This is a genomic window from Methanoculleus formosensis (assembly GCF_025384765.1).
Taxonomy (GTDB): Archaea; Halobacteriota; Methanomicrobia; order Methanomicrobiales; family Methanoculleaceae; genus Methanoculleus; species Methanoculleus formosensis.
Window position 1 is genome coordinate 131,287 of the sequence record NZ_VHLL01000006.1, and the last position, 23,306, is coordinate 154,592.

Annotated in this window: 25 protein-coding genes; 6 read left to right on the forward strand and 19 right to left on the reverse strand. The window is 61.0% G+C overall.

The features are described 5' to 3' along the window. Positions 1-325 precede the first annotated feature (325 nt). From FKB36_RS10630 to FKB36_RS10640, 3 genes are all read right to left on the reverse strand, one after another. Positions 326-1,186, reverse strand: a complete 861-nt coding sequence (locus FKB36_RS10630) for a glycine betaine ABC transporter substrate-binding protein (protein ID WP_261598046.1) — start codon at positions 1,184-1,186, stop codon at positions 326-328. A 413-nt stretch (positions 1,187-1,599) separates the two neighbouring features. Continuing rightward, the gene (locus tag FKB36_RS10635; protein ID WP_261598047.1) at positions 1,600-2,442 is read right to left on the reverse strand and encodes an ABC transporter permease; all 843 of its coding nucleotides are present in this window, start codon (positions 2,440-2,442) and stop codon (positions 1,600-1,602) included. Next, entirely contained in the window at positions 2,429-3,688 is a 1,260-nt protein-coding gene (locus FKB36_RS10640; RefSeq protein ID WP_261598048.1) for a quaternary amine ABC transporter ATP-binding protein, read from the reverse strand. Before FKB36_RS10640 ends, FKB36_RS10635 begins: the two co-directional genes overlap by 14 nt. 435 nt (positions 3,689-4,123) lie before the next feature. Between FKB36_RS10640 and FKB36_RS10645 the strand changes: the two genes are divergently transcribed. After that, entirely contained in the window at positions 4,124-5,311 is a 1,188-nt protein-coding gene (locus FKB36_RS10645) for an argininosuccinate synthase (protein ID WP_261598049.1), read from the forward strand. Between the two features lie 8 nt (positions 5,312-5,319). Here FKB36_RS10645 and FKB36_RS10650 read toward each other — a convergent pair whose 3' ends face one another. After that, positions 5,320-5,724, reverse strand: coding sequence for a pyridoxamine 5'-phosphate oxidase family protein (locus FKB36_RS10650; RefSeq protein ID WP_261598050.1), 405 nt, complete (start codon positions 5,722-5,724; stop codon positions 5,320-5,322). Positions 5,725-5,859: 135 nt separating this feature from the next. Here FKB36_RS10650 and FKB36_RS10655 point away from each other — a divergent pair, with 135 nt between their 5' ends. From FKB36_RS10655 to FKB36_RS10665, 3 genes are all read left to right on the forward strand, one after another. Then, positions 5,860-6,033 carry a hypothetical protein gene (locus FKB36_RS10655; protein ID WP_261598051.1) on the forward strand — a complete coding sequence of 58 codons (174 nt, stop codon included), beginning with the start codon at positions 5,860-5,862 and terminating at the stop codon, positions 6,031-6,033. Between the two features lie 77 nt (positions 6,034-6,110). Beyond that, positions 6,111-7,607 (forward strand): methanogenesis marker 14 protein, encoded by a 1,497-nt coding sequence (locus FKB36_RS10660; protein ID WP_261598052.1) that lies wholly within the window; start codon positions 6,111-6,113, stop codon positions 7,605-7,607. Between the two features lie 12 nt (positions 7,608-7,619). Then, a complete protein-coding gene (locus FKB36_RS10665) occupies positions 7,620-7,853 on the forward strand; it encodes a hypothetical protein (protein WP_261598053.1) in 234 nt (77 codons plus the stop codon). Between the two features lie 733 nt (positions 7,854-8,586). On the opposite strand, the gene argF is transcribed toward FKB36_RS10665, so the two are convergent. The 4 genes from argF to FKB36_RS10685 are packed head-to-tail and all read right to left on the reverse strand — an operon-like array spanning position 8,587 to position 11,835. Next, a complete protein-coding gene (argF, locus tag FKB36_RS10670) occupies positions 8,587-9,516 on the reverse strand; it encodes an ornithine carbamoyltransferase (protein WP_261598054.1) in 930 nt (309 codons plus the stop codon). Then, positions 9,513-10,805 (reverse strand): phosphoribosylamine--glycine ligase, encoded by a 1,293-nt coding sequence (gene purD, locus FKB36_RS10675; protein ID WP_261598080.1) that lies wholly within the window; start codon positions 10,803-10,805, stop codon positions 9,513-9,515. Before purD ends, argF begins: the two co-directional genes overlap by 4 nt. Before the next feature lie 26 nt (positions 10,806-10,831). After that, positions 10,832-11,344: an orotate phosphoribosyltransferase gene (pyrE, locus tag FKB36_RS10680; protein ID WP_261598055.1), complete on the reverse strand. Its 513-nt coding sequence runs from the start codon at positions 11,342-11,344 to the stop codon at positions 10,832-10,834. Beyond that, complete coding sequence (locus tag FKB36_RS10685; protein ID WP_261598081.1) at positions 11,338-11,835, reverse strand: CDP-2,3-bis-(O-geranylgeranyl)-sn-glycerol synthase; 498 nt, start codon at positions 11,833-11,835, stop codon at positions 11,338-11,340. Before FKB36_RS10685 ends, pyrE begins: the two co-directional genes overlap by 7 nt. A 142-nt stretch (positions 11,836-11,977) precedes the next feature. Here FKB36_RS10685 and tes point away from each other — a divergent pair, with 142 nt between their 5' ends. Continuing rightward, complete coding sequence (gene tes / locus FKB36_RS10690; protein ID WP_261598056.1) at positions 11,978-13,447, forward strand: tetraether lipid synthase Tes; 1,470 nt, start codon at positions 11,978-11,980, stop codon at positions 13,445-13,447. Positions 13,448-14,203: 756 nt separating this feature from the next. Here tes and FKB36_RS10695 read toward each other — a convergent pair. From FKB36_RS10695 to FKB36_RS10745, 11 genes are all read right to left on the reverse strand, one after another. Further along, positions 14,204-15,142, reverse strand: coding sequence for an ornithine cyclodeaminase family protein (locus FKB36_RS10695; RefSeq protein WP_261598057.1), 939 nt, complete (start codon positions 15,140-15,142; stop codon positions 14,204-14,206). Between the two features lie 240 nt (positions 15,143-15,382). After that, complete coding sequence (locus FKB36_RS10700; RefSeq protein WP_261598058.1) at positions 15,383-16,054, reverse strand: roadblock/LC7 domain-containing protein; 672 nt, start codon at positions 16,052-16,054, stop codon at positions 15,383-15,385. 4 nt (positions 16,055-16,058) lie between these two features. Next, complete coding sequence (locus FKB36_RS10705; RefSeq protein WP_261598059.1) at positions 16,059-16,406, reverse strand: roadblock/LC7 domain-containing protein; 348 nt, start codon at positions 16,404-16,406, stop codon at positions 16,059-16,061. 11 nt (positions 16,407-16,417) lie between these two features. Further along, positions 16,418-17,785: a Ni/Fe hydrogenase subunit alpha gene (locus FKB36_RS10710; RefSeq protein ID WP_261598060.1), complete on the reverse strand. Its 1,368-nt coding sequence runs from the start codon at positions 17,783-17,785 to the stop codon at positions 16,418-16,420. Continuing rightward, entirely contained in the window at positions 17,782-18,699 is a 918-nt protein-coding gene (locus FKB36_RS10715) for an NADH-quinone oxidoreductase subunit B family protein (protein ID WP_261598061.1), read from the reverse strand. Before FKB36_RS10715 ends, FKB36_RS10710 begins: the two co-directional genes overlap by 4 nt. Before the next feature lie 10 nt (positions 18,700-18,709). Further along, positions 18,710-19,273 (reverse strand): L-2-amino-thiazoline-4-carboxylic acid hydrolase, encoded by a 564-nt coding sequence (locus tag FKB36_RS10720; RefSeq protein WP_261598062.1) that lies wholly within the window; start codon positions 19,271-19,273, stop codon positions 18,710-18,712. Next, positions 19,273-19,515 (reverse strand): 4Fe-4S dicluster domain-containing protein, encoded by a 243-nt coding sequence (locus tag FKB36_RS10725; RefSeq protein ID WP_390895711.1) that lies wholly within the window; start codon positions 19,513-19,515, stop codon positions 19,273-19,275. The genes FKB36_RS10720 and FKB36_RS10725 overlap by 1 nt, the downstream gene beginning before the upstream one ends. Positions 19,516-19,820: 305 nt before the next feature. Beyond that, positions 19,821-20,609, reverse strand: a complete 789-nt coding sequence (gene minD / locus FKB36_RS10730; protein WP_261598064.1) for a cell division ATPase MinD — start codon at positions 20,607-20,609, stop codon at positions 19,821-19,823. 32 nt (positions 20,610-20,641) lie between these two features. Then, positions 20,642-21,157 (reverse strand): hypothetical protein, encoded by a 516-nt coding sequence (locus FKB36_RS10735; RefSeq protein WP_261598065.1) that lies wholly within the window; start codon positions 21,155-21,157, stop codon positions 20,642-20,644. Between the two features lie 21 nt (positions 21,158-21,178). After that, entirely contained in the window at positions 21,179-21,811 is a 633-nt protein-coding gene (locus tag FKB36_RS10740; protein WP_261598066.1) for a hypothetical protein, read from the reverse strand. 101 nt (positions 21,812-21,912) lie between these two features. Continuing rightward, positions 21,913-22,389 carry a hydrogenase maturation protease gene (locus FKB36_RS10745; RefSeq protein ID WP_261598067.1) on the reverse strand — a complete coding sequence of 159 codons (477 nt, stop codon included), beginning with the start codon at positions 22,387-22,389 and terminating at the stop codon, positions 21,913-21,915. 96 nt (positions 22,390-22,485) lie between these two features. On the opposite strand from FKB36_RS10745, the gene FKB36_RS10750 reads away from it, so the two are divergent. Then, a complete protein-coding gene (locus FKB36_RS10750; protein ID WP_261598068.1) occupies positions 22,486-23,280 on the forward strand; it encodes an ATP-grasp domain-containing protein in 795 nt (264 codons plus the stop codon). Positions 23,281-23,306: the final 26 nt, after the last annotated feature.

Sequence of the window (23,306 nt, forward strand, 5' to 3'; positions counted from 1 at the left end):
GCCCCGAAGGTGCGAAGGACGACGGTTTGTAAAACTGGAGTGCGAGTTGGGCTACTATCCACTAGTCTTCGCGTTTTTCGCGGCTTCGCGTGAGCTGGTTGTAGGCAGAATGATGCGATCTCACGCGAAGAACGCGAAGCCGCGAAGTGCGACATTCCACAGAGACGTCGTTCTGAATGGTGCTCAAGCTCGCTACGCTCGCTCTTCGCGTGAGACTGCATCGGTTCCCGGCGCTGAAAACACCCCTGTCAGAGGTCACACTGCCTGCGGTTAGCAACGCAGCATCAGGCGGTTGCGTGAGAACCTTCTGCAAAAAAAGAGGGGGTTATGCCTTCCCGAGCCAGACATCGACCTTGTCGCGGTTGGCATCGACCCACTTCTGCGCGGCCTCCTCTTCAGGCATGCCGCCTGCGATATCGGTCATGACCGAAGCGATATCATCGCCGGTCCACTCGAACCGCTCAAGGATGCCGTGGGCCTCCGGGTCGTCGGTCGCGAGGTCCTGGCGTGCGAGGGTCACGATATCCTCGGCCCCGCCGTAGACGCCCTTTTCGTCGTCGAGGAACTTGAGGTCGTAGCGGCCGAACTTCCAGTGCGGTGACCACCCGGTCACGGCAACCCACTCCTCATCGTTGATGGAGGAGCCGAGTTCAGCGGCCATGCCGGCGCTGCTGCTGGTGACCAGGTTGTAGTTGAGGCCGTATTCATCGATGGCCTGCTCGGTCCGGGCCACGACGCCTGCACCGGGCTCGATGCCGACGATCCTGCCGCCGAACCGGTCAGTGAAACCGTTCATCTCCTCGATCGAGTCGATGGTCACGTAGGTGGGGACAACAAGTCCGATACGCGCCGCTCCGGGAATGTTTGCCCTGACGTGATCGATCTGATCGCCGTACTGCTCCCAGTAACTCTCATGCGTGTGCGGGAGCCATCCGGTCGTTGTGAAATCGACGTCTCCGCGGGCAAGCGCCTGGAAGAGCGGTCCTGCGTCGACTGCGATCATGTCGACGTCGTATCCTGCTTCTTCAAAGACCAGTTTCATGACGTTGCTGCTCGCGATAGCACAGTCCCAGGTGACGTAGCCGATGCTGACCTCTTTCTTGGGCTCGGTTGCTTCCGTGCCGGTGCAGCCGGCGGAGATGAGACAGAGGACCAGGATACCTGCCAGTACGAGTGTGCTTCTCATTTTATGAACCATATAATCACCTTATCAAATTTTCGCCGCTTTTTGGCGGCTACATGGTGTTCAGAGCCCGGCAGTGTGGGGTTCCGGGTTCTCACGGATGGATCCGGACGACGTATGCGCCGATAAGCCGGAGATTGAGCAGAGGCGGCAGTATGTGCCGCTCCTGGCGTGTTTGCACCCCTGGGCAAAAAGGCCAGATATTTGACCGCTTCAACATATAGGCCTAACCATATTTAGGTTTTTCGTGCCCTGATCGGCGAACGGAGCCTTTTTGAAACCCGAATTAAACGAGCGTATGGCGATAGAACACTCTTTCCTCTGCCGGATATCCAGTGTCCCTTCGGCCGATATGGCTGTGAGTGCCGGAGGATGAGCCGGCCACTCGTTCCCCTCAAAAATAGTATTGAGATGGGTCACCGGGTCTCATGCTGTGGCACAAGGTTCTGGGTGATCCGGTCGAGGATGATCGCGATGATCACGATGGCAAGCCCCGCCTCGAAACCCATGCCGATATCCACCCGCTGGATGCCCACGAGCACCTGGTACCCAAGCCCCCCTGCTCCGATCATCGATGCGATGACGGTCATCGAGAGGGCGAGCATGATACACTGGTTCACCCCCGCCATGATGGTGGGGAGCGCGACCGGGAGCTGCACCTTGAAGAGTTTCTGCCGGGGCGTTGAGCCGAAAGCGTCCGCGACCTCGACAAGCTCGGTCGGCACCTGCCGGATCCCGAGGTTCGTGAGGCGGAGCGCCGGCGGCATTGCAAAGACGACCGTCGCGATGATGCCCGGCACGTTCCCGAGGCCGAAGAAGATCACGGCGGGAATGAGGTAGACGAACGAGGGCATCGTCTGCATGAAGTCGAGGAACGGCCGGAGCGCGGTGTTGAGTGCATCGCTTCCTGCGGCCGCGATACCGAGCGGGATCGATATCGCGAGCGCGACTACCGTCGAGGCGAGGACGAGCGCCAGGGTGAGCATCGCGAGGTTCCAGAGCTGGAGGTTCCAGATCAGCAACAGGCCGAGCACGGTGAGTGCCGCCAGTTTGATGTCGCGCCGGGTGACGAACCAGACCAGAACGGTCGTGAGGAGGATCAGGACGAGTGGCGGCACGAGAGTTAGAAGGTTCTGCAACCCGCCGATGAGGAACCCGAGTCCTTCGCTGATGCCGTCAAGCAGCCAGCCGAAGTACTCGTCGATCCAGCGGACGAGCATTTCGACAGCCTCCCCCACGGGGAGTTTAGGCAGTTGCATTGAAATCCTCCCCCTTTCGTGCCAGAGCGGCGAGGATGGCACCCCGGAATACCAGTCCCCGGAGCCTGCTCTCGTCATCAACCACTGCCACAGGATAGGGACTCCCGGCGATCAGCGATATGATATCGGTGAGTGGTGTATCGAGCGCCACGGTCGGGATCTCGGTGGTGATGATCTCCTCAAGCCCCCTGCCCGCTCGTACAGCCTTCAGGGTATCCTCGAGCGTAACAAGGCCCTTGAGGCGGCGCTCACGGTCGACCACGAATACGCTCCCGATATCGTGCTCCTCCATGAGGTGCAGGGCAACCCTCGGGCCCCCGGTGCACCGGGCGACCGGTTCGGGGCGGCGCATCACGTCGCTTGCCGAGTACACCCTTGTCAGGTCGACGTCGGCGACGAACTTCTCGACGTAGGCGTTCTCCGGATTGGTCAGGATCTCCTCCGGCGTACCGACCTGCACGATCGCGCCGTCCTTCATCAGGGCGATCCGATCCCCGAGTTTCAGGGCCTCATCGAGGTCGTGGGTGACGAAGATGATCGTCTTTTCCAGCCGCTGCTGGAGATCCAGCAGTTCATCCTGCATATCCCTCCTGATGAGGGGGTCAAGAGCGCTGAACGCTTCGTCCATCAGGAGAACGTCCGGGTCGCTCGTGAGCGCCCGGGCAAGCCCGACCCGCTGCTTCATGCCGCCGGAGAGTTCGCCGGGCATGCTCGCCCCGTAGCCGCCGAGCCCCACCATCTGGAGCACCTCTTCGGCTTTTTTGTGTCGTTCTTCCACCGGGACACCCTGGATCTCGAGCCCAAAGGCAACGTTGTCGAGAACCGTTCGGTGGGGAAGAAGAGCGAAACTCTGGAAGATCATCCCGAGTTTGCGCCGCCGGATCATCCGGAGTTCTTCCTGGTCCATGCCGACGATCTCCTTGCCGTCGATCCGTATCTCGCCCTTGGTCGGTTTGATGAGCCGGTTGATGCAGCGCAGCAGCGTCGATTTCCCGCTCCCGGACAGCCCCATCAGCACGAACGTCTCGCCCGGCATGACATCGAACGAGACGTTGGTGAGGGCCAGCGTCGAGCCGGTCTCCTCAAGGATCTCCTGTTTCGAACGGCCTTTCCTGTGGAGTTCCAGTGCCTTCTCCGGGTTCTGCCCGAATACCTTGGTCAGGTTCCTGACCCTGATTATTGGTTGTAACGGTGTTGTATCCTCTATGGGTCTCTTCTCAAAAATGACGGAACCCTCCAGCTTCACGTTTTCTCAGTCATCAGCCTTATAATTTCGGTTTTCACGAAATGGGCAAAAATCCGTTCGATTTTTGTTTTTACGTCACTCTGCAGCGTTTTCTGTAGTACCCCTCAGTCGAGACGCTAATCTGGGATTTTATCCGCATTTTTCTGCTAAATCCTCTTATTACGCCCGCTCTTCCGGAATCCCGGTATCCCGTTCTCCGGCCCCCGGGGTGACCCGGCCGCGCAGATGGGTCTCGGGGTTACCAACTCGCCCTGGTAGCGTCCCCGGGACCTCTGCGCCCAATCCCCCTGCACCCGGAAAAAAAGAGTGAATGGATGGGATTCCTGCCGGTGCGCCCGTCCATACCACTTCTTTTATTGGGTCAAAGGTCATAACAATGTAGATTACTCCAGTCTGCCGTCAGACAAGGAACCAGGAACGCGGAGATCAATTACCATGGAAAAGGGAAAAGTCGTCCTAGCATTTTCGGGAGGTCTCGACACCTCCATCTGTATTCCCCTCCTGCGGGAACACTACGGGTTCGACGAGATCGTCACCGTTGCCGTCGACGTGGGCCAGCCCGAAGCGGATATCACCCGGGCAACCGAGAAGGGCCAGAAGCTTGCGGACAAACACTACACCATCGACGCCAGGGAGAAGTTCGTAACGGACTACGTCTTCCCCTCGATCAAGGCGAACGGGTCTTACGAGGGCTACCCGATGGGCACGGCGCTTGCCCGCCCGCTGATCGCCGAAGAGATCGTGAAGGTCGCACAGAAGGAAGGCGCCTCGAAGATCGCACATGGGTGCACCGGGAGAGGAAACGACCAGCTCCGGTTCGACTTCATCTTCAGGTCCGCCGGGTACGATATCATTGCGCCGATGCGGGAGATGAACCTGACCCGCGAGTGGGAGATCTGCTACGCACAGGAACACAACGTCCCGGTGACCGTGGCAAAGGACAAGCCCTACAGCATCGACGAGAACTTCTGGAGCCGGAGCATCGAAGGCGGCAACCTCGAAGACCCGGCGTTCCACCCGCCGGAGGAGATCTATGCCTGGACGGTATCGCCGAAGGACGCCCCTGACGCGATGGAGGAAGTCCGGATCGAGTTCGAGCAGGGCGTCCCGGTCGCTCTCAACGGGAAGAGACTCCCCGGCATCGCCCTGATCGAGGAACTGAACCTGATCGCGGGAAGGAACGGTGTCGGCCGAAACGACATGATCGAGGATAGGGTCCTTGGCCTGAAGGCCCGTGAGAACTACGAGCACCCGGCCGCAACCGTCCTCCTTGCCGCGCACCGCGACCTCGAGCACCTCGTCCTGACCCGTTCGGAACTTGCGTTCAAGCACATCGTCGACGACAAGTGGTCAGAACTTGCCTATATGGGGCTCGTGCACGAACCGCTCTTCTACGCGCTCAATGCGTTCATCGACAAGACCCAGGAGCGGGCGAGCGGCTTCGTGGACGTCGGCCTGTATAAGGGCAGCCTCCGGGTGCTCGGCCGGAGTTCGGACCTCGCACTCTACTCGGACGACCTGGTCTCCTTCGACTCAACGACGATCGACCAGAACCACGCCGTCGGATTCTCGAACTACTTCGGGCTGCAGGCGCGGCTCTTCCAGAACCTCAAGAAACGTTGAAGGGGTGCCTACAGCACCTTCTTCCCGGCTTCTTTTCCCGGCGTGCACTCGAAGACGTCGGTGATCGTGATGACGATGAGCGATTTCGCCGGATACTTGTGGCTCTTCGTCCTCACTTTGTCGCGGAACTTCTCGTAATCGGGGCCGGACGTCTTGATCTCGGTATCGCCCTTCACCTGGAAGCAGCGCTTGGTCTCCTGGTCGTAGAAGTAGAGCGCCGTGATGGGGTTCTCTTTGAGGTTTTCAAGCGTCTTTACCATGTAATTGTCCATGATCCAGATGGTGTCGTCACCGACGAGTTCTATCGACGCCATCGGCGCCACGTTCGGAACACCTTCCTTTGACGCGGTGGCCATCGGCATGACTTTTGTCTTTGTGAATATCTCCTTAATCTCACCTGAAAGCGCAACCATACGGTTCACCTCTCCTCCGGGCGAAACGGGCGCGGCGAAGCGCCGTAGCCTCTCCGGTAATGTGGTAATCCGTGTTATCGATATATAAGCGCTCTGCCGGAACCGGGGATATCGGTCGTCCGGCGCTGATCTGTTGTGACGGCAGGGCGCGCCGGGCGGCTTCTCCTGCTCTTCCTCCTGCACGGCAACGGCGGCGCCTCTCCAGGCTCATGGCTCCGGGCCGGGCCGTCGGGCACCCTCCGGTTCAGCAGATACCGCAGGAGAACCCGGCGTGAAGCCCCCGGAACCGGAAGAAGAGTCACCGGGTGATTTCCTCCCTACCGGGGCCGCTGAAGCCGTATGGAATCATGGAAAGGTATAAAGTCGGAGACGGGAAAACGACTAGTATGTGTGCCCGCTTTCTGGAGCGCTTTTTCAAACCTACACCACATATCGTCGAAAGCCCCCCTCCGCCGTCGCTCTCCCACGGGCCGGGCAACGGAGTTCCCGAGTACCGGGTAAAGCCCTACTTCATCGTGGCGTCTGTTGAGATGGGCAACACCACGACCAAATGCATCCTGACCGGCACGAACCTTGAGACGGGCAGGTCTTACATCATCAACAAGACCGTGACGATGAGCCGCGACGTCCGCCCTCCGAAACCGGGCGAAACGGTATTCGGGGCGACCCTGGACGGCACGGAACTGACGCGGGAGTCGGTTACGGAACTGGTGCGCGACACCCTGATCCAGTCTCACAAGGACGTTCACCTGAGCATCAAGGACGATCTCGACTTCGTCGTCCGGAGCACCGGCGTCGTCGCGGCGATGGACTCCCCCGACCAGGTCGGGGACTTCATCATCGCCCTTGCAAACGGCTGTCTTGAGGCCGGCGTCCCCCCGCGGAAGATGACCCCGCCGATGTCGATCGAGAACCTCCCGCCGAAACTCCGGCAGTTCTCGTTTGCCGATCGCCTGGTCTTCGTCGGTGCGGTGGCCGGCGTCGTGCCGCCGGTCGGGTGCACCGGCGTCGAGATGGTGGCGAACGAGATGGAAGGAGAGCTCGCGATGGCGGGGATCAAGGAGGGCGCCAAGTGGACAGAGGTCGACTTCCGCAACCCCTGTATATCCATCGACTTCGGGACGACGCTCGACGGCCGGATCACGAGCGACGTCGCCAAAGATGACCCGAACCCGTTCGCCCAGACGATCGGGAACTTCTGCGGGCTTGCAGGTGCGATCCCGGACGCGATCGTCCGGGGCACCGGGCTTGTGAAGGATCGGACGGGAACCGCGCTCGATCTCTTCGGCGACCACAGCATCAGTGGCGCATTCGGGGGCCGGAAACGTTCCGTCGTCAACGAGTATGTCGATCGGTGTCACGAGCATATCGATATCCGTATCGTCCCCCCCGACCGGACGCGGTTCGGGCGGGTTCCGGTCTGTGCCGACGTTGCCGATAAGTCGGGCGTCGCCCTCATCGGGTGCGACTCGGGCGTCAACGGGAGTGAGATGCCGGCCCTTGCCGATATCGGGCGGGAGATCCACGAGAAGCACGGCATGGGCATGCTGACCGAGGTCGTCGACCGGGTCTGCGCGAAGATGGCGCTCCGGCTCATCGACGTCGCCATCGAGAGAGGGCTGGTCCCGCCGAACTCATCGATCGGGTTCACCGGGCGTGCGGCGATATCGGGGAGGAAGCCCGAGTATATCCTCGAAGGCATCACCGAACGGAACCTCTACGACGCACCGAACGATCACCTGGTCTTCGTGGACGACGGCCTTGCCCGGGGAGCGGCACTGATGGGCAGGTGCATGAACTCGCTCGGGAAACCGAAGGCCCCGATCGGCGGCGTGCGGGGAGGGCCATGTATTATGTCCCGCCGGATCAAAATAGGAAAGTAGGACTGGTAACCAATGGCTGAAGAAGAACTGTTCGACCTGCTCGTTCCCCCCGGTGTACCGCGGAAGATGATCTACGACGTTGCCGAGAAGTACGACGTTGAGGTGGTGCGCCGACAGCGAAAGATGTCGTTCGCGAACATGGATGGGGACATGCGGGAACTGATCGCGTTCCGCGGCAAACGAGAGGTCGTCGAAGAGGTGCAGGAGTACCTTTTCGCACGTCTCAACGAGTTCGTCGCGGAATAACTACATTTTTTTTTTGTTTGCGCGCCGGGGATTGCCGGGGCGAGGTATGAGTGCTGCTCGGGAAGACCGGGCGGCGGTTGGAGGAGTGTTTGTCATACCGGGACTCTTCTCAGGAGTTTCGGGACTTTCCTGGTGGCAAAGTCTCGTCCAGGGATTTTTAGTAGTTCCATTTCTGACGCATCGTTGCGGTCCGAAACCAGGTAACGTCTCAAATTCGAACATATGCCTCGACTGTGAGAAGTCCCAGGGCACTGGACCGTGAGGACATCGCCACTGGGGGAGGGGCTGACGGGGAGGGGGGTGCAGCCCCCCTCCCCTGTCTCTACCGCACAAAAAGACACTTGTAACCCCCACCCCACCCGCGCTTCGCGCTCCTCCCCCGCCCCTCGGGGCGGGGGCAGTGCGTGGCGATATCCCCACGAAATCCGTGCATAGGGGTAAGCGGTCTCCCAAGAACGAGATGTGAGTATGACTGGCCGAAGGTGCAACGTTCCTGAGCGCGACGGACAATGTCGGGAGTTTGAGAAATGGTTAGGCTTCGAGCAGGAGTGTGAGCACCCTTAGGTGCGCAGTTCCCTGGAGAGTTGCGTATGGGAGTAGGCAACACTCCAATACGAATAGAACCCTGAAAAATCCCTGGACGGGCTCCCTCCGCCATGACCTCCTGTCGGAGAGAGCCCACAACCGTTCTCACCCGTTGAACCCTGGGTGGAACGGTGGTTGCAAAGAAGTTTTAATCCCCCGCTGGCATCCCGCCCGCGATCAGCCGCACGAGGAGCGCCTTCTGCGCGTGGAGCCGGTTCTCGGCCTGGTCCCAGACGATGCTCTGCGGCCCTTCTATCACCTTGTCGGTGATCTCCTCGCCGCGGTGGGCGGGGAGGCAGTGCATCACGAGAGCGTCGGGGGATGCCTGTGCAACGAGGCGGGAGTCCATCGTGTAACTCTTGAGCGCCTGCAGCCGTTCGGAGCGCTCCTTTTCGTCGCCCATGGAGACCCAGATGTCGGTGTAGAGGACGTCCGCGTCCCTGACCGCTTTGTTCGGGTCGGTGACGACGGTGACCTTCCCTCCCATCGCCCGTGCCTGGTCGACGATCTCGTCCTTCGGCCGATAGCGCTGGGGGGAGGCAACCGCGATCTCCATCCCGGTCAGGGCGGAGGAGAGGATCCACGAGTTGCAGACGTTGTTGCCGTCCCCGACCCACGCGAATTTCAGGCCGTGGAGATCGCCGAACCGCTCGCTCAGGGTCATGATGTCGGCCAGCACCTGGCAGGGATGCTCGTGGTCGGATAGCCCGTTGACGACCGGAACATCCGCGTATCGGGCGAACTCCTCGACGGTGGCGTGACTGTAAGCGCGGATCATCACCGCATCGACGTAACGGGCAAGTGCCCGCGCCGTGTCCCGGATCTCCTCGCCCCGTCCGAGCTGCATATCCTGGGGGTTTAAGAAGAGCGCGTGGCCGCCGAGATCGGACATCCCCACCTCGAACGAGACCCGGGTGCGGGTGGACGCCTTCTCGAAGATCATCCCAAGACTCCTGCCTCTCAGGTATTCGTGTGCGGTTCCCGCAGATTTCAGCCGTTTCAGGCGCACTGCGTCGGTGACGATGCTTTCGAGTTCGCATTCGTCGATATCAAGGATCGAGAGAAAGTCCTTCTTCATGCAATCTCCCTCATGTGACGGCACCGTTTTTCGAGAACTTCGGGAGTGCCGATGTCCCTGCGGTAAAAGACGCTCCCCGATACGGATGATGCCGCCTTCTCGGCTATCGCTTCGGCCTCTGCGAGCGTATCGCCCCTCCCGACGAACGCAAGCGCCCGCGATGTCAGGGTATGGAGCGTCCCGCCCCGCTCCTCGACGCTTGCGTAATACAGCAGGGCGTCGCCATAGTCGCCGAGGGTGAGCGGTTCGTTCGCCTTCGGCGCCTCCGGGTAGCCCTCGGGGACAAGGTACTTGCAGACCGTCGCTTTCTTCGCGAACCGGACGTGCGAGGGCGAAAGATCGCCCTCGATGACATGACCGACGATCGCGGTGAGATCGGAGTCCAGGAGCGAAAGGACGTTCATGGCCTCGGGGTCGCCGAAGCGGGCGTTGAACTCGATGACTTTCGGGCCTTCGCAGGTGTTCATGAACTGCCCGTAGAGGACCCCCCGGTAGGGAGTCCCCTCGGCCCGCATCGCCGCGACCGTCTCTTCCATGATCCGAAGGGCTTTCTCGTAGTCCTTTTTGGAGACGAAGGGGAGCATGTGATCCTCCAGGGAGTAGGAGCCCATGCCGCCGGTGTTCGGCCCCACGTCCCCTTCGTATGCGCGCTTGTGGTCCTGCACGAGCGGCATGGGCACCAGGTGCTCGCCGTCGACGAACGCCTGAAGGGTGAACTCCTCCCCGATAAGCCGCTCTTCCAGGACGACGTCCCCCCCGATCTCCCGGGCGTAATCGACCGCCCCCGCCACATCGACGTGTTCGCCCATGACCCGTACGCCCTTCCCGCCGGTGAGCCCGATCGGTTTGACCACGAGGTCGCCGTCGTAGGACTCGATGAACCGGCGTGCCTCCTCCGGGTCGTGGCAGACCTGGTACTCCGGGCATCCCGGGATCCCGTGCCGCTCCATCAGCCGGCGGCAGAACGCCTTGTCCGTCTCTATCCGGGCCGCGGCGCGCGTCGGCCCGAGAGACGGTATCCCCGCCGCCTCGAGGCGGTCGACGATACCTGCCTCAAGGGGCGCCTCCGGCCCGATGACCGCAGCATCGACTCCGCAACTGGCGGCGAATGGTAGTATCCTCTCGATATTGGTCTCGTTTTCAAGGAGCACTCGATCCGCAATCCGGGCGATCCCCGGATTCTTGCGTGCCATGACAGAAAAGATCTTCGTGTCACTGTTGCAGGAAAGCGCCCTGGTGATCGCATGCTCCCTGCCACCACCGCCTACAACGAGTACTTTCATAGCCATCATATATGCCCGCCCTTAAAAAATGTTTATCTGTCCAATAGTTCGCCGACTCGCACCAGTGCAAGAAGAGTGGCACCTTTTTCTGCAAACGCCTCGCGAGCGCCCGCCTCCCGGTCGACGACGGTCACGACCCGGTCGACGTGCGCGCCCGCGGCACGGAGGGCCTCAAGACCGTAGAGGGCGCTACCCCCGGATGTGGTCACATCCTCGACCAGCAGCACGTTCTTCCCGGCAACATCGCCGATGATCGTTCCGGCTTTGCCGTGCCCCTTCTCCTCCTTCCTGATGATGGCGTACGGCCGGCCGCTCGCGAGCGAGACGGCGACGGCGATCGGGACGGCGCCGACCGCCACTCCGGCCACCATATCGAATTCCCACCTCTCAGCGATGGCTTTGCCGATCTCCCTGAGGATGGCGGGGTCGGTTGTCGCAGCTTTTATATCGATGTAGTAAGAACTCCGGGATCCCGAGGCGAGGACAAACTCCCCGAACTCGATGGCTCCGCATTCAAGCAACAGTGTCGCGATTGGGTTCACCATGGTACCTCTTTAACTCCTATACAGTAACCGATAATGTTCGCCACCCGGTGCAGGAGGGGCGTCATGACGAGGATCCAGACTGCAATGGGCAGGGTGATGTTGGACAACCACTGGGGGTCGAAGATCAGGATCAGCAGGAAGGAACCGACGACCAGATCGTACTGGTCGGCAAGGAACCAGGATTCTCCCCGTTCCTTACCCAGCCTCCGTTTCAGGAAACTCTTGGCGAGATCGCCGAGGAGCGCGCCGGTTGCAAGGAGGGTGATGGAGAGGAACGTCTGCTGGGGGAGGGCACCCAGGCTGAACGCGGCGGCTGCCCAGATCTCGATGAGACCTACCAGCACCCCCGAGAGGACGCCGCCGAAGAACCCCCGGTACGTCTTTCCGTCGCCGAAGATCCTTCTTCCGTCGGAGAACGTCCGCCCGAGATCGATGGGTCTCCCGCCGCCGAAGAGTGCGGCCGCTGAGTTCGGCACATATGCCGGAAGCATGATCCAGAGTGCTGCAAGCCCGGAGAAGGTCCAGAGTCCGATGTTCGATTCAATGAAGGTCAATACCTGATACAATCAGTAGATATAAAGATTAAAGTGTCGAAATATGAGATACGAATGAATACGTGGGCACGGTGAAAGAATGCTGATAAAAAGGACGAAGAGCCTCTGCCCCACATGTGGTCGCGTGCTCGATGCCGATATCGTGGAGGAAGGGGGGAAGGTATGGCTGGTTCGCACCTGCCCGGAACACGGCGCTTACCGGGGCCTTTACTGGTCGGACGTGGATATGTACCGGAGGTTCGATGCCTACGAGCGGCTAGGGGAAGGGATCTCGAACCATCAGACGACTGCATCTCCGGCAGGGTGCCCGAATGACTGCGGCGCCTGTGAGAACCACCGGTCGACGACGTTGCTTGCAAACATCGACCTGACGAACCGGTGCAACCTCAACTGCGACTTCTGCTTTGCGAACGCCCGGGCATGCGGTTACGTCTACGAACCGACCTTCGACCAGATTGTCGGGATGCTCTCCATGCTGCGCGAGGAGAAGCCTGTTCCCACTCCTGCCGTCCAGTTCTCAGGCGGCGAACCGACGATGCGCGACGATCTGCCTGAGATCATCCGGAAGGCAAAAGAGCTCGGGATGTCCCAGGTGCAGGTCGCAACGAACGGTATCCGGCTCGCGCAGGATCCCGACTATGCTGCGCAGCTCAAGGAGGCAGGGCTCTCCACCGTCTACCTCCACTTTGACGGGGTAAGCCGCGAGACGAACTCGAAACTTGCGAGCGACCGGCGGGCAATAGAGAACTGTGCGGCGATCGGTCTCGGGGTGGTGCTGGTGCCTACGGTCATCAAGGGCAGAAACGACCACGAAGTTGGTGCCATCATCAAGTACGCTGCCGAGCACATCAGGGTCATCCGCGGCGTCAACTTCCAGCCGGTGGCGTTCACCGGGGCGGCAAGCGAGGATGATGTGAAGAAAGAGCGGATCACCATCCCGGAACTTGCAGAGCGGATCGAGGAGCAGACGGACAGCGTGATCAAGAAAGACGACTTCTACCCCGTGCCCTGTGTCGTCCCGATCTCGGAGCTCGTCGAGGCTTACACAGGGAAACCCCAGATCACGTTCACCACGCATCAGCACTGCGGCGCGGCGACCTACGTCTTCGTCACCGACGACGGGATGGTTCCGGTCAACAGGATGGTGGATGTCGACGCCTTCTTCGAATCGATCGAGAAGATGGCGGCGAAACTCGCGAAAGGCGGGTCGATCAATAAGTATATGACCCTTGTCGAAGGGGTCAAGGACCTCTACGTCTCCACGCGGAAGGCGGAGCAGAAGAACACCGGCGAGTTCATGAAACTGATCGGAAAGGCCCTTGTGATGCAGAACTTCGAGGCCCTGCGTGAGTTCCACTGGAACGCCCTCTTCATCGGCACGATGCACTTCATGGATACCTACAATTACGATCTTGACCGGGTGCAGAGGTGCTGCATCCACTACGCGACCCCCGACGGCCGCGTCATCCCGTTCTGCACCTACAACAGCGGCCCTGTCTACCGGGAAAAGGTCTGGAAAGCCTTCGCGCAACCCGGGACGGACGAGTAACCGCCTGCCCACGCGGAGCCGGAGGAGGGCGTCGCCCTCCGCCGCCCCTTCCCCCAATGATGAGACTCCCACAGTCCAGTGTCCGGGGAGTGCCCGGAGAAGAACCATGCACGGCTTTCCGGGAGGTATCGCCACGCACTGCCCCCGCCCCCTTGGGGCGGGGGAGGAGGCCGAAGGCCGGGTGGGGTGGGGGCTAGCGGTGTCCTCGAATCTGGTAGAGACAGGGGAGGGGGGCTGCTTCCCCTCCCCGTGAGCCGCCTCCCCCGATGGCGATATCCCCCACGGTCCAGTGTACGGGGAGCACCCGGAGAAGAACCATGCACGGCTGCCCACGGGGTATCGCCATGACTGCCCCCGCCCCCTTGGGGGCGGGGGAGGAGGCCGAAGGCCGGGCGGGGTGGGGGTTACAGATATACCGAAGTGTTGGGTGATACCGGGAGAAACCATATGCGATAGAGACAGGGGAGGGGGGCGTGCCCCCCTCCCCGCGGGCCGCCACCCCCAGTGGCGATACCCTCACGGTCCACTGCACCGGGGAGATACCGGAAATGTGATGTATGCGCCCCCAAGCATGTTTTTCCCACCGGCTATCGCCATGGCCGCCCCTTCCAGCGTGGGCGGGGGGTTGGGCGAGGTGGGAGTTACGAGGGGGGTTGGGCGGATTTCGCCCCAACGAGGCGGGGGGCAAGCCCGGTAAAGGGGGGTCATCTTCATTCATACAGCATGGATACCCCATCACCCGGCCTCGTGCAAGCGTCAGGGGAACGGCAGTTCGTACTCCGCCTCGCCCCGCAGAATGAGGGCGGCGATGGCGAGGTCCTGGATGGCAAGCCCGGTGGAGTCGAAGATCGTGACGGCGTCCGGGGACGACCGCCCCCTCTTCCCGATGACGACCTCGCCGAGGGTTCCCGCGATCCGGGCAGGGTCGAAGCGCCCGGTGCTGATCGGGACGTTGATCTCGCCCGAGTGGGCCGCCTGGCCGGGGTCGTCGACGAAGACCTCGGCTCTTTCGAGTATCGCGGGATCCAGTTCCTGCTTCCCCGGGGCATCTGCGCCGATCGCGTTGATGTGCGTCCCTTCACGGATCCAGTCCGCCATCACGATCGGTCTCGTCGACGGCGTCGTCGTGGTCAGCACGTCGCAGTCGCAGGCGCGCTCGATCGAGACGCACCGGGCGTTGTAGTCGGAGTAACGCGCTGCAAACGCCTCTGCACTCTTCTCTGTCCTGCTCCAGACCCGGATCTCATCGATCGCGAGCGAGGCGGCCGTCGCCTCGACCTGCGCCTCCGCCTGCCGCCCGACCCCCACGATCCCGAGGGTGATGGGGTGGCGAGGCGCGAGATACTTCGCCGCAATCGCGCCCGCTGATCCAGTGCGCAGCGCAGTGAGTTCGGTGGCGTTGATGATCGCCGTCGGAATACCTGTCTTGATATCGATGATGATGGTGAGCGCCATGACGGTGGGAAGGCCCCTTGCGCGGTTATGCGGGTGGACGTTAACGATCTTTACCCCGGCGATTCCCTGGGCCGGGAGGTAGGCCGGCATCGTCCGGAAATCCCCGTTCTCGACGAGCGTCACGTAGACCTTCGGCGGCATCTGGACGCCGCCCCTCCCGTGCTCGGCAAAGGCCGCTTCGATCGCCGGATTCACCTCGGCATACGGCAGGTGTCCGGCATGAACCGGGTAATACTTCATGAAGCGACCGCCCCGCGAGGCCGGGGCTCCCGTGAGGGTCGCCTCGCCGTTCTCCTCGATCGAATGAAGAGTTGCATAGGACTACTCCGGCGGGCGGAGATATCAACTGTTTGGTGCGTTCATGCGCGCTTTGGGAGATCTGCGCGATAAAATTGGGCGCGTGCGGGTTCTCCCGTAAATAGGGGCCTTCACACACCTTCGATACGGTTCACCGGGGAGTGCCGGAACCGGCCCCCCCTCTCATTCAGGGGTATCCTGCATCCCCCGTATCGAGAGCCGGATCAGGCCGAGGTTGGCGTCCGGCTTTGTAAGGATGCAGAGGGAGAGATCCCCGTAGGGTGCGATGATGAGTTTTCCCGTCGGTGTCTCGAGGATCACCTGGGAGAGGTCGCCCATCTCCATATCGCCGGTGATGCGGGTCCCGGCACGGAGCAGGTCTTCGGAGACCGCGGCCACCTGCTCGAAGTCCGCGGAGCCGAGCGACTGGAGGGCAAACCCCTCGTGAAAGACCGAGACGGCAACGACGCCCGGCTGCCGTGCGATCTGGTCGAGGCTGCTTGTGTCTACCGATCCTATCCGGGAGGATGGTTTTGTACCCTCCTCGGTGACCAGGCACCCGGCCTCACGGGAGGCTTCCCGGGCCACCTCGGTCTCCCCGGCGGTGTAGGCGATGAGTTCGGACTCGAGCGACGATCGGTCAAACAGGTACCTGTAGGCTTCGTCTCCGCTGAGCAGCAGACCTTTGCTGCGGTTCTCGAACGCAGATGCATAGGGTTTTCCGGCCTGAATCAGGACAAAACCGGTGCCTCCGGTCTCGCTGACGCGCACCGCTCCGGTGAAGTTGGGGCTGATCGAAGCAAGGGCCGAGAGAGGCCCCTGCAATCGTCCGAGTGAGATGCCGTCGGGTAGCATCGTCTCACAGAGCAGCAGTTATCCGGTCCCTGTTCTTCTTCAGCTCGTAACGGATTCTCCCGACGTTAACGTTCGCGTTCGCCACGATGGCGATCAGCTCGTCTTCCGAGAGCGGGGAGAGCAGGATCGGTCCATTCTCCAGTTCGATGAGCATCTGGCTCATCTCACCCTTCCCGAGTTCGTCGCTCATGGCCTCAGACGTACCCATGCCTGTCGACGCCATGGCGCCCAGGGCCTCGACGTCGATGTCTCCGGCAACGACGCTCTCGATCACAAAGCCATCCCGCCCCGCCACGACTGCGGCGGTAACCCCGTCAAGTTTCAGGAATTCTCCCAGGATCTGTTTAAGCATGTTCTATCTCCTCACGTTCTTCGAACACATTCGATCTTGAGGGGCATCCTCCCGATTGCGTGCGTTGCGCACGAGATGCAGGGATCATACGCCCGGATGATCATCTCGATGCGGTTTGCTGCCCCTTCGGTCAACGCTCCGTTCTCCACTACCCGGCGTGCCATATCCTCCACGCCGCGATCCATCCCGTAGTTGTTCTGGCAGGTCGCCACGATCAGGTTGCACCGCTCGATGATGCCCTTCTCGTCGACGGTATAATCATGGATCAGGGTGCCCCGGGGCGCCTCGATGATCCCGACACCCCGGCGGTTCACGACCGCTCCTACCGGCGTTCGGATATCCGAGCCGGTGATGCCCGGGTCGGAGAGCAACTGGACGGCCCGCTCGCACGAGGCGAGGAACTCGATGTAGCGCGCCAGGTTGTATGCGAGCGTGGCCTGGGTGAGGGTGCCGAACCGCTCGCGGTACTCCGCGAGAGCGGCGTCCGCGTGCTCCGTGCCCATCTTCTGCACGATGTTGAGCCGGGCAAGCGGCCCGACGCGATAATAGTTCCCGCCTTTGAACCGGGCGAACTTCAGGTACGACCAGTCCTCCGAGTACTCCTCGATGAAGTTCGTATAGTCCTGACCCGAGAACGAACCGAGGTTGTTTCCGTCCGGGCCGAGCATCGTGGCAGGCCCTTCACAGGTCGAGTAGACCCCGTTGTTGGCCATGCCGAGGAACCCGGTCTTTACAGCCCCGAACTCCATATCGACGCCGTCGAGGAGACCGCGAGCGATATCCCATCCCTCACGAGCGATCCCGAGCGTTTCGTTTGCCATGGTGAGCAGTTCGGTTCTCTTCCCTTCCGTGAGCGGCGCCGACATCCCGCCGGGCAGCGCGTTCGACGGATGGATGGGTTTGCCGCCGACCGCTTCCGTCAGGCGCTGGCCGAACTTCCTGGCCGCGATCGCCTTCTTCGCGAGATCCGGCGAGTGGCGGGCGAGCCCGATGACGTTCCTCTCCGCCGCCGGTGCGTCGTGTCCCAGGATAAAGTCCGGAGCCGCGAGCATAAAGAAGTGGAGGGCATGGGAGTGGATGAACTGCCCGATGCTCAAGAGTTCCCGGAGCTTCTTCCCGGTCGCGGGCGGTTCGACACCGTAGATCTGGTCGGTCGCCTTCGCCGAGGCAAGGTGGTGCGCCGAGGGGCATATCCCGCATATGCGCGGCGTTATCCGGGGTGCTTCCTCGATTGAAGCGCCGATAAGAAACTTCTCGAACCCTCTCAGTTCCACGACCTGGAAGTGGGCCGAGTCGACCTCGCCCTGGTCGTTGAGGTAGATCCTGACGCCGGCATGTCCCTCGATCCGGGTCACCGGACTGATCGTGATCTCTTTCATCCGCTCCTCTCCTTTATCAGATCCCGGATCTTTGAGTTCTCTTTGTCTTCCATGATCAGGCTCCCGATGGTGAAGGCATACATCGTGTGTGCGACGTCGTAGAACTCCTTCTCCACCTCTTTCTGCGGCTTATCGGTGAGATCTGAGACTCTTCGCACCATCATGCCGTAGATGTCCCGGCAGGGCTCGCGAAGGATATCGAGCGAAGGACCGTTGCACCCGTGGCACGGGACGTTGTTTTTCGGGCACGACGCGCCGCATCTCCCGAAGGTGACGCTCCCGAGGCAGAGGTAGCCCTGCCCGAGCAGGCAGTGTTCGCGGTCGGGAATACCCTCGTGCCGGCGCTTGAGCGTCCAGTTCTCGACCTGCCCCATCTTCCTGTCGCATTCCGAGCAGACGGACTTGCGCGAGAGTTCGAGGGTGTTTCCTGCGACCATTGCCGGGAGGAGTTCTTTCAGGAACGCCTCCTTCGGCGGGCAGCCCGTGACGTAATAATCGATCTTCACGAGATCGCCCACCGCGAACGCCCGGTAGAGGAACGGCGGCACATCTGTCGGGATAACCCCGTCGGGCTTCGTCGTCTCCGCCTCCCGGTAGACGCAGGAGAAGATGTCCTCGTTCGAGCTCAGCATCGAGAGACCAGACACGCCCCCGTAGCAGGCGCAGGTTCCGAGTGCGACAAGCGTCTTCGACCGTTTCCGGATCTTCTCCAGGCGCTCGCGGTTCTCCTCGTTTCGGACGGCTCCGGTCACGAACGCGATGTCGATGTCCTCGGGTGGCTCCTTGACGTCCATGATCACCGGCGAGTAGACGATCTCCGCTTCGGCGACGACGTCGAGCAGCATCTCGTGGAGGTCAAGCACCGCGATCGTGCATCCCGAACATCCTGCCAGTTCTTCAATAGCAATCTTCATCGTCCTCGCCTCATTTCAGGATCAGTTTCTTCAGGCAGGCGTTCGGGCCGGTATGCACGATCTCCAGTTTGGCTTTCCTGCCGGTGATCTCCTCGACCGCGCCGACGACGTACCCGAAGAGTGTCTGGCAGAGCGGGCCGCCCTGGTCGAGACCGTTGCGCCGGAGCGTCTGGCGGACGATGCAGTCGTGGAAGACGAGGTAGATGAACGTCTCGCCGTTCTCCTCGATGATGAACTTCTCCTTGTCCTCAGGCTTCCAGACCTCGAACGAGTACTGGCCCCGGAGCAGGTCGGAGAGTTCATGGAGTGCTCCCTCCACGTCCTCGCGCTTCTGGAAGTACTGGGCGACCTCGTGGCCGAACTTCTTCCCGGCACGGTAGGTGACGGCGTTTGCCCCGCGACCGGCGATCTCCTCAAGCGACCTGATAACAAGGCCGTTGAGTTTCATCAAGCCGTGAAGCGTCTGTTCCAGATCTTTCGGCTTCGGGGAACAGTCGAGGGGAATGTCCTCGGCCCGGTAGACGAGATCGGAGTGAAAAGCCTCGTGCATCTCGTCGATGTATCCAGCGCTCATCAGATCACCTTCCGAAGCATTTCGCAGACCTTGATGTCGATGTAGTGTCTCCGGGCACCGTAGATGCCCCGGTGCTCGAGTGCCTGAGCCGGGCAGATCTCGTGGCAGGAAAGGCATCCCATGCAGTTGTTCGGCCTGACTGCGACACTCACGTTCTCCTGGAGTTCGTACACATGCATCGGGCAGTCCTTGACACAGAGACCGCACCCTACGCACGCGTCCTTATCCACATGTATCTCCATTGCGAGCCTCAAGGAGTTGTTAACACTTCCTGCTATTAAAAGTATATAGTTTGTTCGTTCAAAGAAACTCTCAAATGATGGCGATTTCTGATTTCGTGGCGTTTAATTCCATATTGGGGTTGAACCTGGCGTTTTATGCATCGTGCAGGAAATAATCGTGCCGATCGCCGCGGCCAGTAAGTACGTTTATTTCCTGACGTCTCGTGCAGGCAGAACCGTTATGGGGACGACCCTGCGCTACTCGCCGAGCGAACCCGAATAAAAAAATTGTTGATGAACGCGATACCCTTTGAAGACTGCAGGTATCACGCTTTTGCCCGGAAGAGGGCGCGGGCAAGCCGGTCGACGAAGCTCTCCCTGGGCTGCTCTGTCGCTTCCTCGGTATACTCGATACCGGCTATGTCGGCGGAAAGGCGCCTGAAGGCACGGGACGCGCCGGACGAGGGATACCTCACCACGATCGGCGCCCTACCCGCGGATGCGCGCCGGACGTTCGGGTCCTCCGGTATGATCCCGAGCACCCTGACCCCGAGGAGTTTCTCCATCTGTGCGCTGTTGAAATCGCTCCCGGCGTCCGCGACCCGGTTGATGATCGCCCCTTCGACATGCCCGCCGACGGTCTCGGTCAGGATCTTTGTCTTGAGTGCGTCGACGATCGAGGAGATCTCGGGGTTGACGACGAGGATCACACCATCGGCAATCGTCAGCGGGATGACGCCGTCTTTACTGATCCCTGCAGGAGCATCCAGGATCAGGACGTCAAACTCGCTCACGAGGTCGGTCATGATGTCCTTGAGGCGGTCGGGGTTCGATTGCTGGAAGCCCTGCAGCGAGAGCCCGCACGGGACGACCTTCACGCCGAACGGCCCGTCGTAGATGGCGTCCCGGACGCGCGCTTTGCCGGCCAGCACTTCGTGCAGGGTCACCGGCAGGTTTTCAAGCCCGAGAACAAGCCCGAGGTTCGCCATTCCGACGTCGGCATCCAGGATGCATGTCTTCTTTCCGTATTGGGCAAGCATCGGGCCCAGGTTTGCTGTGACCGTCGTTTTGCCGGTACCGCCCTTACCGGACGCAATCGTGTATACTTTTACCATGGTGATCACTCGCTGTTTTGATCTCTTCGGTCTTACACCCAGTGCTGCAGGGTTTCCCGGATATCCTGCTCGAGTGCGTTCGTCTGTTCGCTGGAGAGCTGCTCCGGTGGGTGGGCGATGCCGACCACGGTCTCTCCGCGATAGGAGACGCCGAGGAGTTCCACTCCTTCCTCTTCGTGCAACCTTCCCTGCGAGTAGAGGTGGCTGTATCGCGCGGCCTCGCCCTCGCTGCCGGGCCTCGTCGATCCGATCAAAAGACCGTCTGCGGTTGCCAGTGTCAGGGATGCAAGGCAGTATCTCTTGCTGATCGCATCGAGCGTCTCCTCAAGGCTGCCCATCTTCGCGGGCTCGATCGGCTTTTCTGGAGGCGCACAAACGGGTTCGGAAAGATCCGGGGCTTCCTCCGGCGTTATGGGAGTCGGTGGGAAACCCTGCCGGTTGATTGCCCGGGAGATCTCTGCAAGGTAGTACGTGATGCCGGTGAAACCGGCTACCGTTATTATCGTGAGAAGGATGAGGAAAAACTGGGTAATGCCTGTTGAATCCATTCTGTTACCAGCTCCTGAAGGTTAGGTCTCTTTGTCCTTGATGAGGTGGTCGAGATGGATCTTCTTGAGCATGTCCTTGCAGTTCAGTTTGAAACTGCCGACCAGCTGTTCGACGTCCATCTCTTCCATGTTCTGGACGAGCTCATTGATCTCGTCACCCCCCGATTGAGGCGCCTCGGCCTTCGACTGTGCGGGTTTCACTCCCGGCATGGGGATATGATGCACCTCTGCGGCCGGCTCTGGGCGACGCCTGGATGAAGAGACTGCACCGGCACGCTTCGGTGCGGTGGGTGGCGCCGCTCTTCCTGGAGCACCTTTCCCTGCCGACGGTCGACCGGATCTTCCGGACGTCTCTATCACAAACAGGGGGTTGAACTCCAGGGCGAGCCGTACCTGTTCAGGCGTCAGAAGGTTCAGTTCTGCCGCCACCTCGTTCTCTTCGCCATCTAACACCGTGTCCAGTGCGTGCTGCTTCTTTATGCCCCCATATTCGGCAAGCACAACCTCACCGTCATTCAGCACCAGGGTAGCGGTCTCACTACCCAGAACAATCGTGCAGATCCCGGTGAATCGTTCTGCGAGGATCTCATTTATCAGGGCACGGGTTGTCGTGGATTTGATCAGACGATGGAACCGGCCGCGTGGCAGTTGCATTCAGAGAGTTTTAGCTCAGTGGTATAAGATAAATCTTGTTATTTATTCCCCTCGTAAGAGGCGCCGATATGTAATATTCCAGGTAGTATGGCGATGTCTATCTAGGATCTGCTCTCCTGATCACCTGTCCACTCCCTGAGGATGGTGAGGATCGTCTGCTCGGCAACCCGGATCCCCTCTTCAACCTCCGGGTCGATATCCTTGCTGAACGCCTGGATCTCGCCTACTTCAATCCCGACGGTCACGATATCCCGGGCATATCCGAGTTCCCGGGCGATCGTCACCACCTCGCCGATCCCGATGTCGTGGAGCGCGTATGCCGGAAGGTCCCACGACGGCGGGGCATCGAACACGATGACCTCCCCGATGCGGTCGCCGACACCCACCATCGCATCGACGATCACCACTTTCTCGTAGCCCTCCATCAGCGGGATCAGGCCAAAACCGCCGGTGCCGCCGTCGATGGCGTCCACCCCGGGCAATTTTCCGTCAAATCGGTGCATCGCCGAGATTCCCGCCCCGTCGTTCCCCATGAAGGGGTTTCCGCACCCGATGATGCATATCCGGTTCTTCTGCATGCTCTCGTCCCTACCGGTTATATCCGTCGAGGTACAAAATGGTACTGAAAACTCCCCGACCGTGAACGACCTTTGCGGGAGCGGGATGTGAGGCGCATGATCTACATCGTACCAAAACCGACCGATACGCCGGACGACAACTCGACCGGCACTGTTATGCGGGAACTGGAGAGAGCCGACGCCCGATACGGGGTTCTCGATCTCGGTGACGTCAACCCCCTCGATTCCGGGCTTGAGAACGAACTGATATGGGTCTGCGGTATCCGGCAGGACGGGCACCAGTTCGAGACGTTGAACGTCCTCTCGCTCAATAACCGGGTGATCAACACACCTGCAAGCATCGTTGCCTGCGCATCCAAGGTGATGACGACGGCACTCCTCCTCGAAAACAATGTGAGGACGCCGGATACGGCCTACACTCAGTCCGAGCGGCAGGCGCGGGAGTTCCTTCTGCGGCACAAAAAGATCGTCTATAAGCCGCTCTACGGGTATGACGGAAACGGCATCCGGCTCGTGACGGAGCCCGGGGAACTCGGGCCGGGGCCCTGGTACCTGCAGGAATACGTGAAGAACGACCGGGACTTCCGCGTCTTCGTCCTCGGGGGCGAGGCCGTCGGCGCGATAGCCCGCATCTCCGATACCCTGACGCACAACATCCATCAGGGCGGGATCGGGATGCCGGTCGCGATCGACGAGGAGATGCGCGCCGTCGCCGAGGCGGCGGCGGCGGCGATCGGGACCGACTACTGCGGGGTCGATCTCCTCCTCGATCGCGAGGGTTATACCGTCCTCGAGGTGAACGGAACGCCGAACTGGCACTGTATGGCGGCACCCATCCCGAACCTGCTCGCTCGATACCTCATCGAGCGCGAGCGCGAGATGCGTGCCTGAAGGAGAGGGAGCCTTTGGTCCCGGTA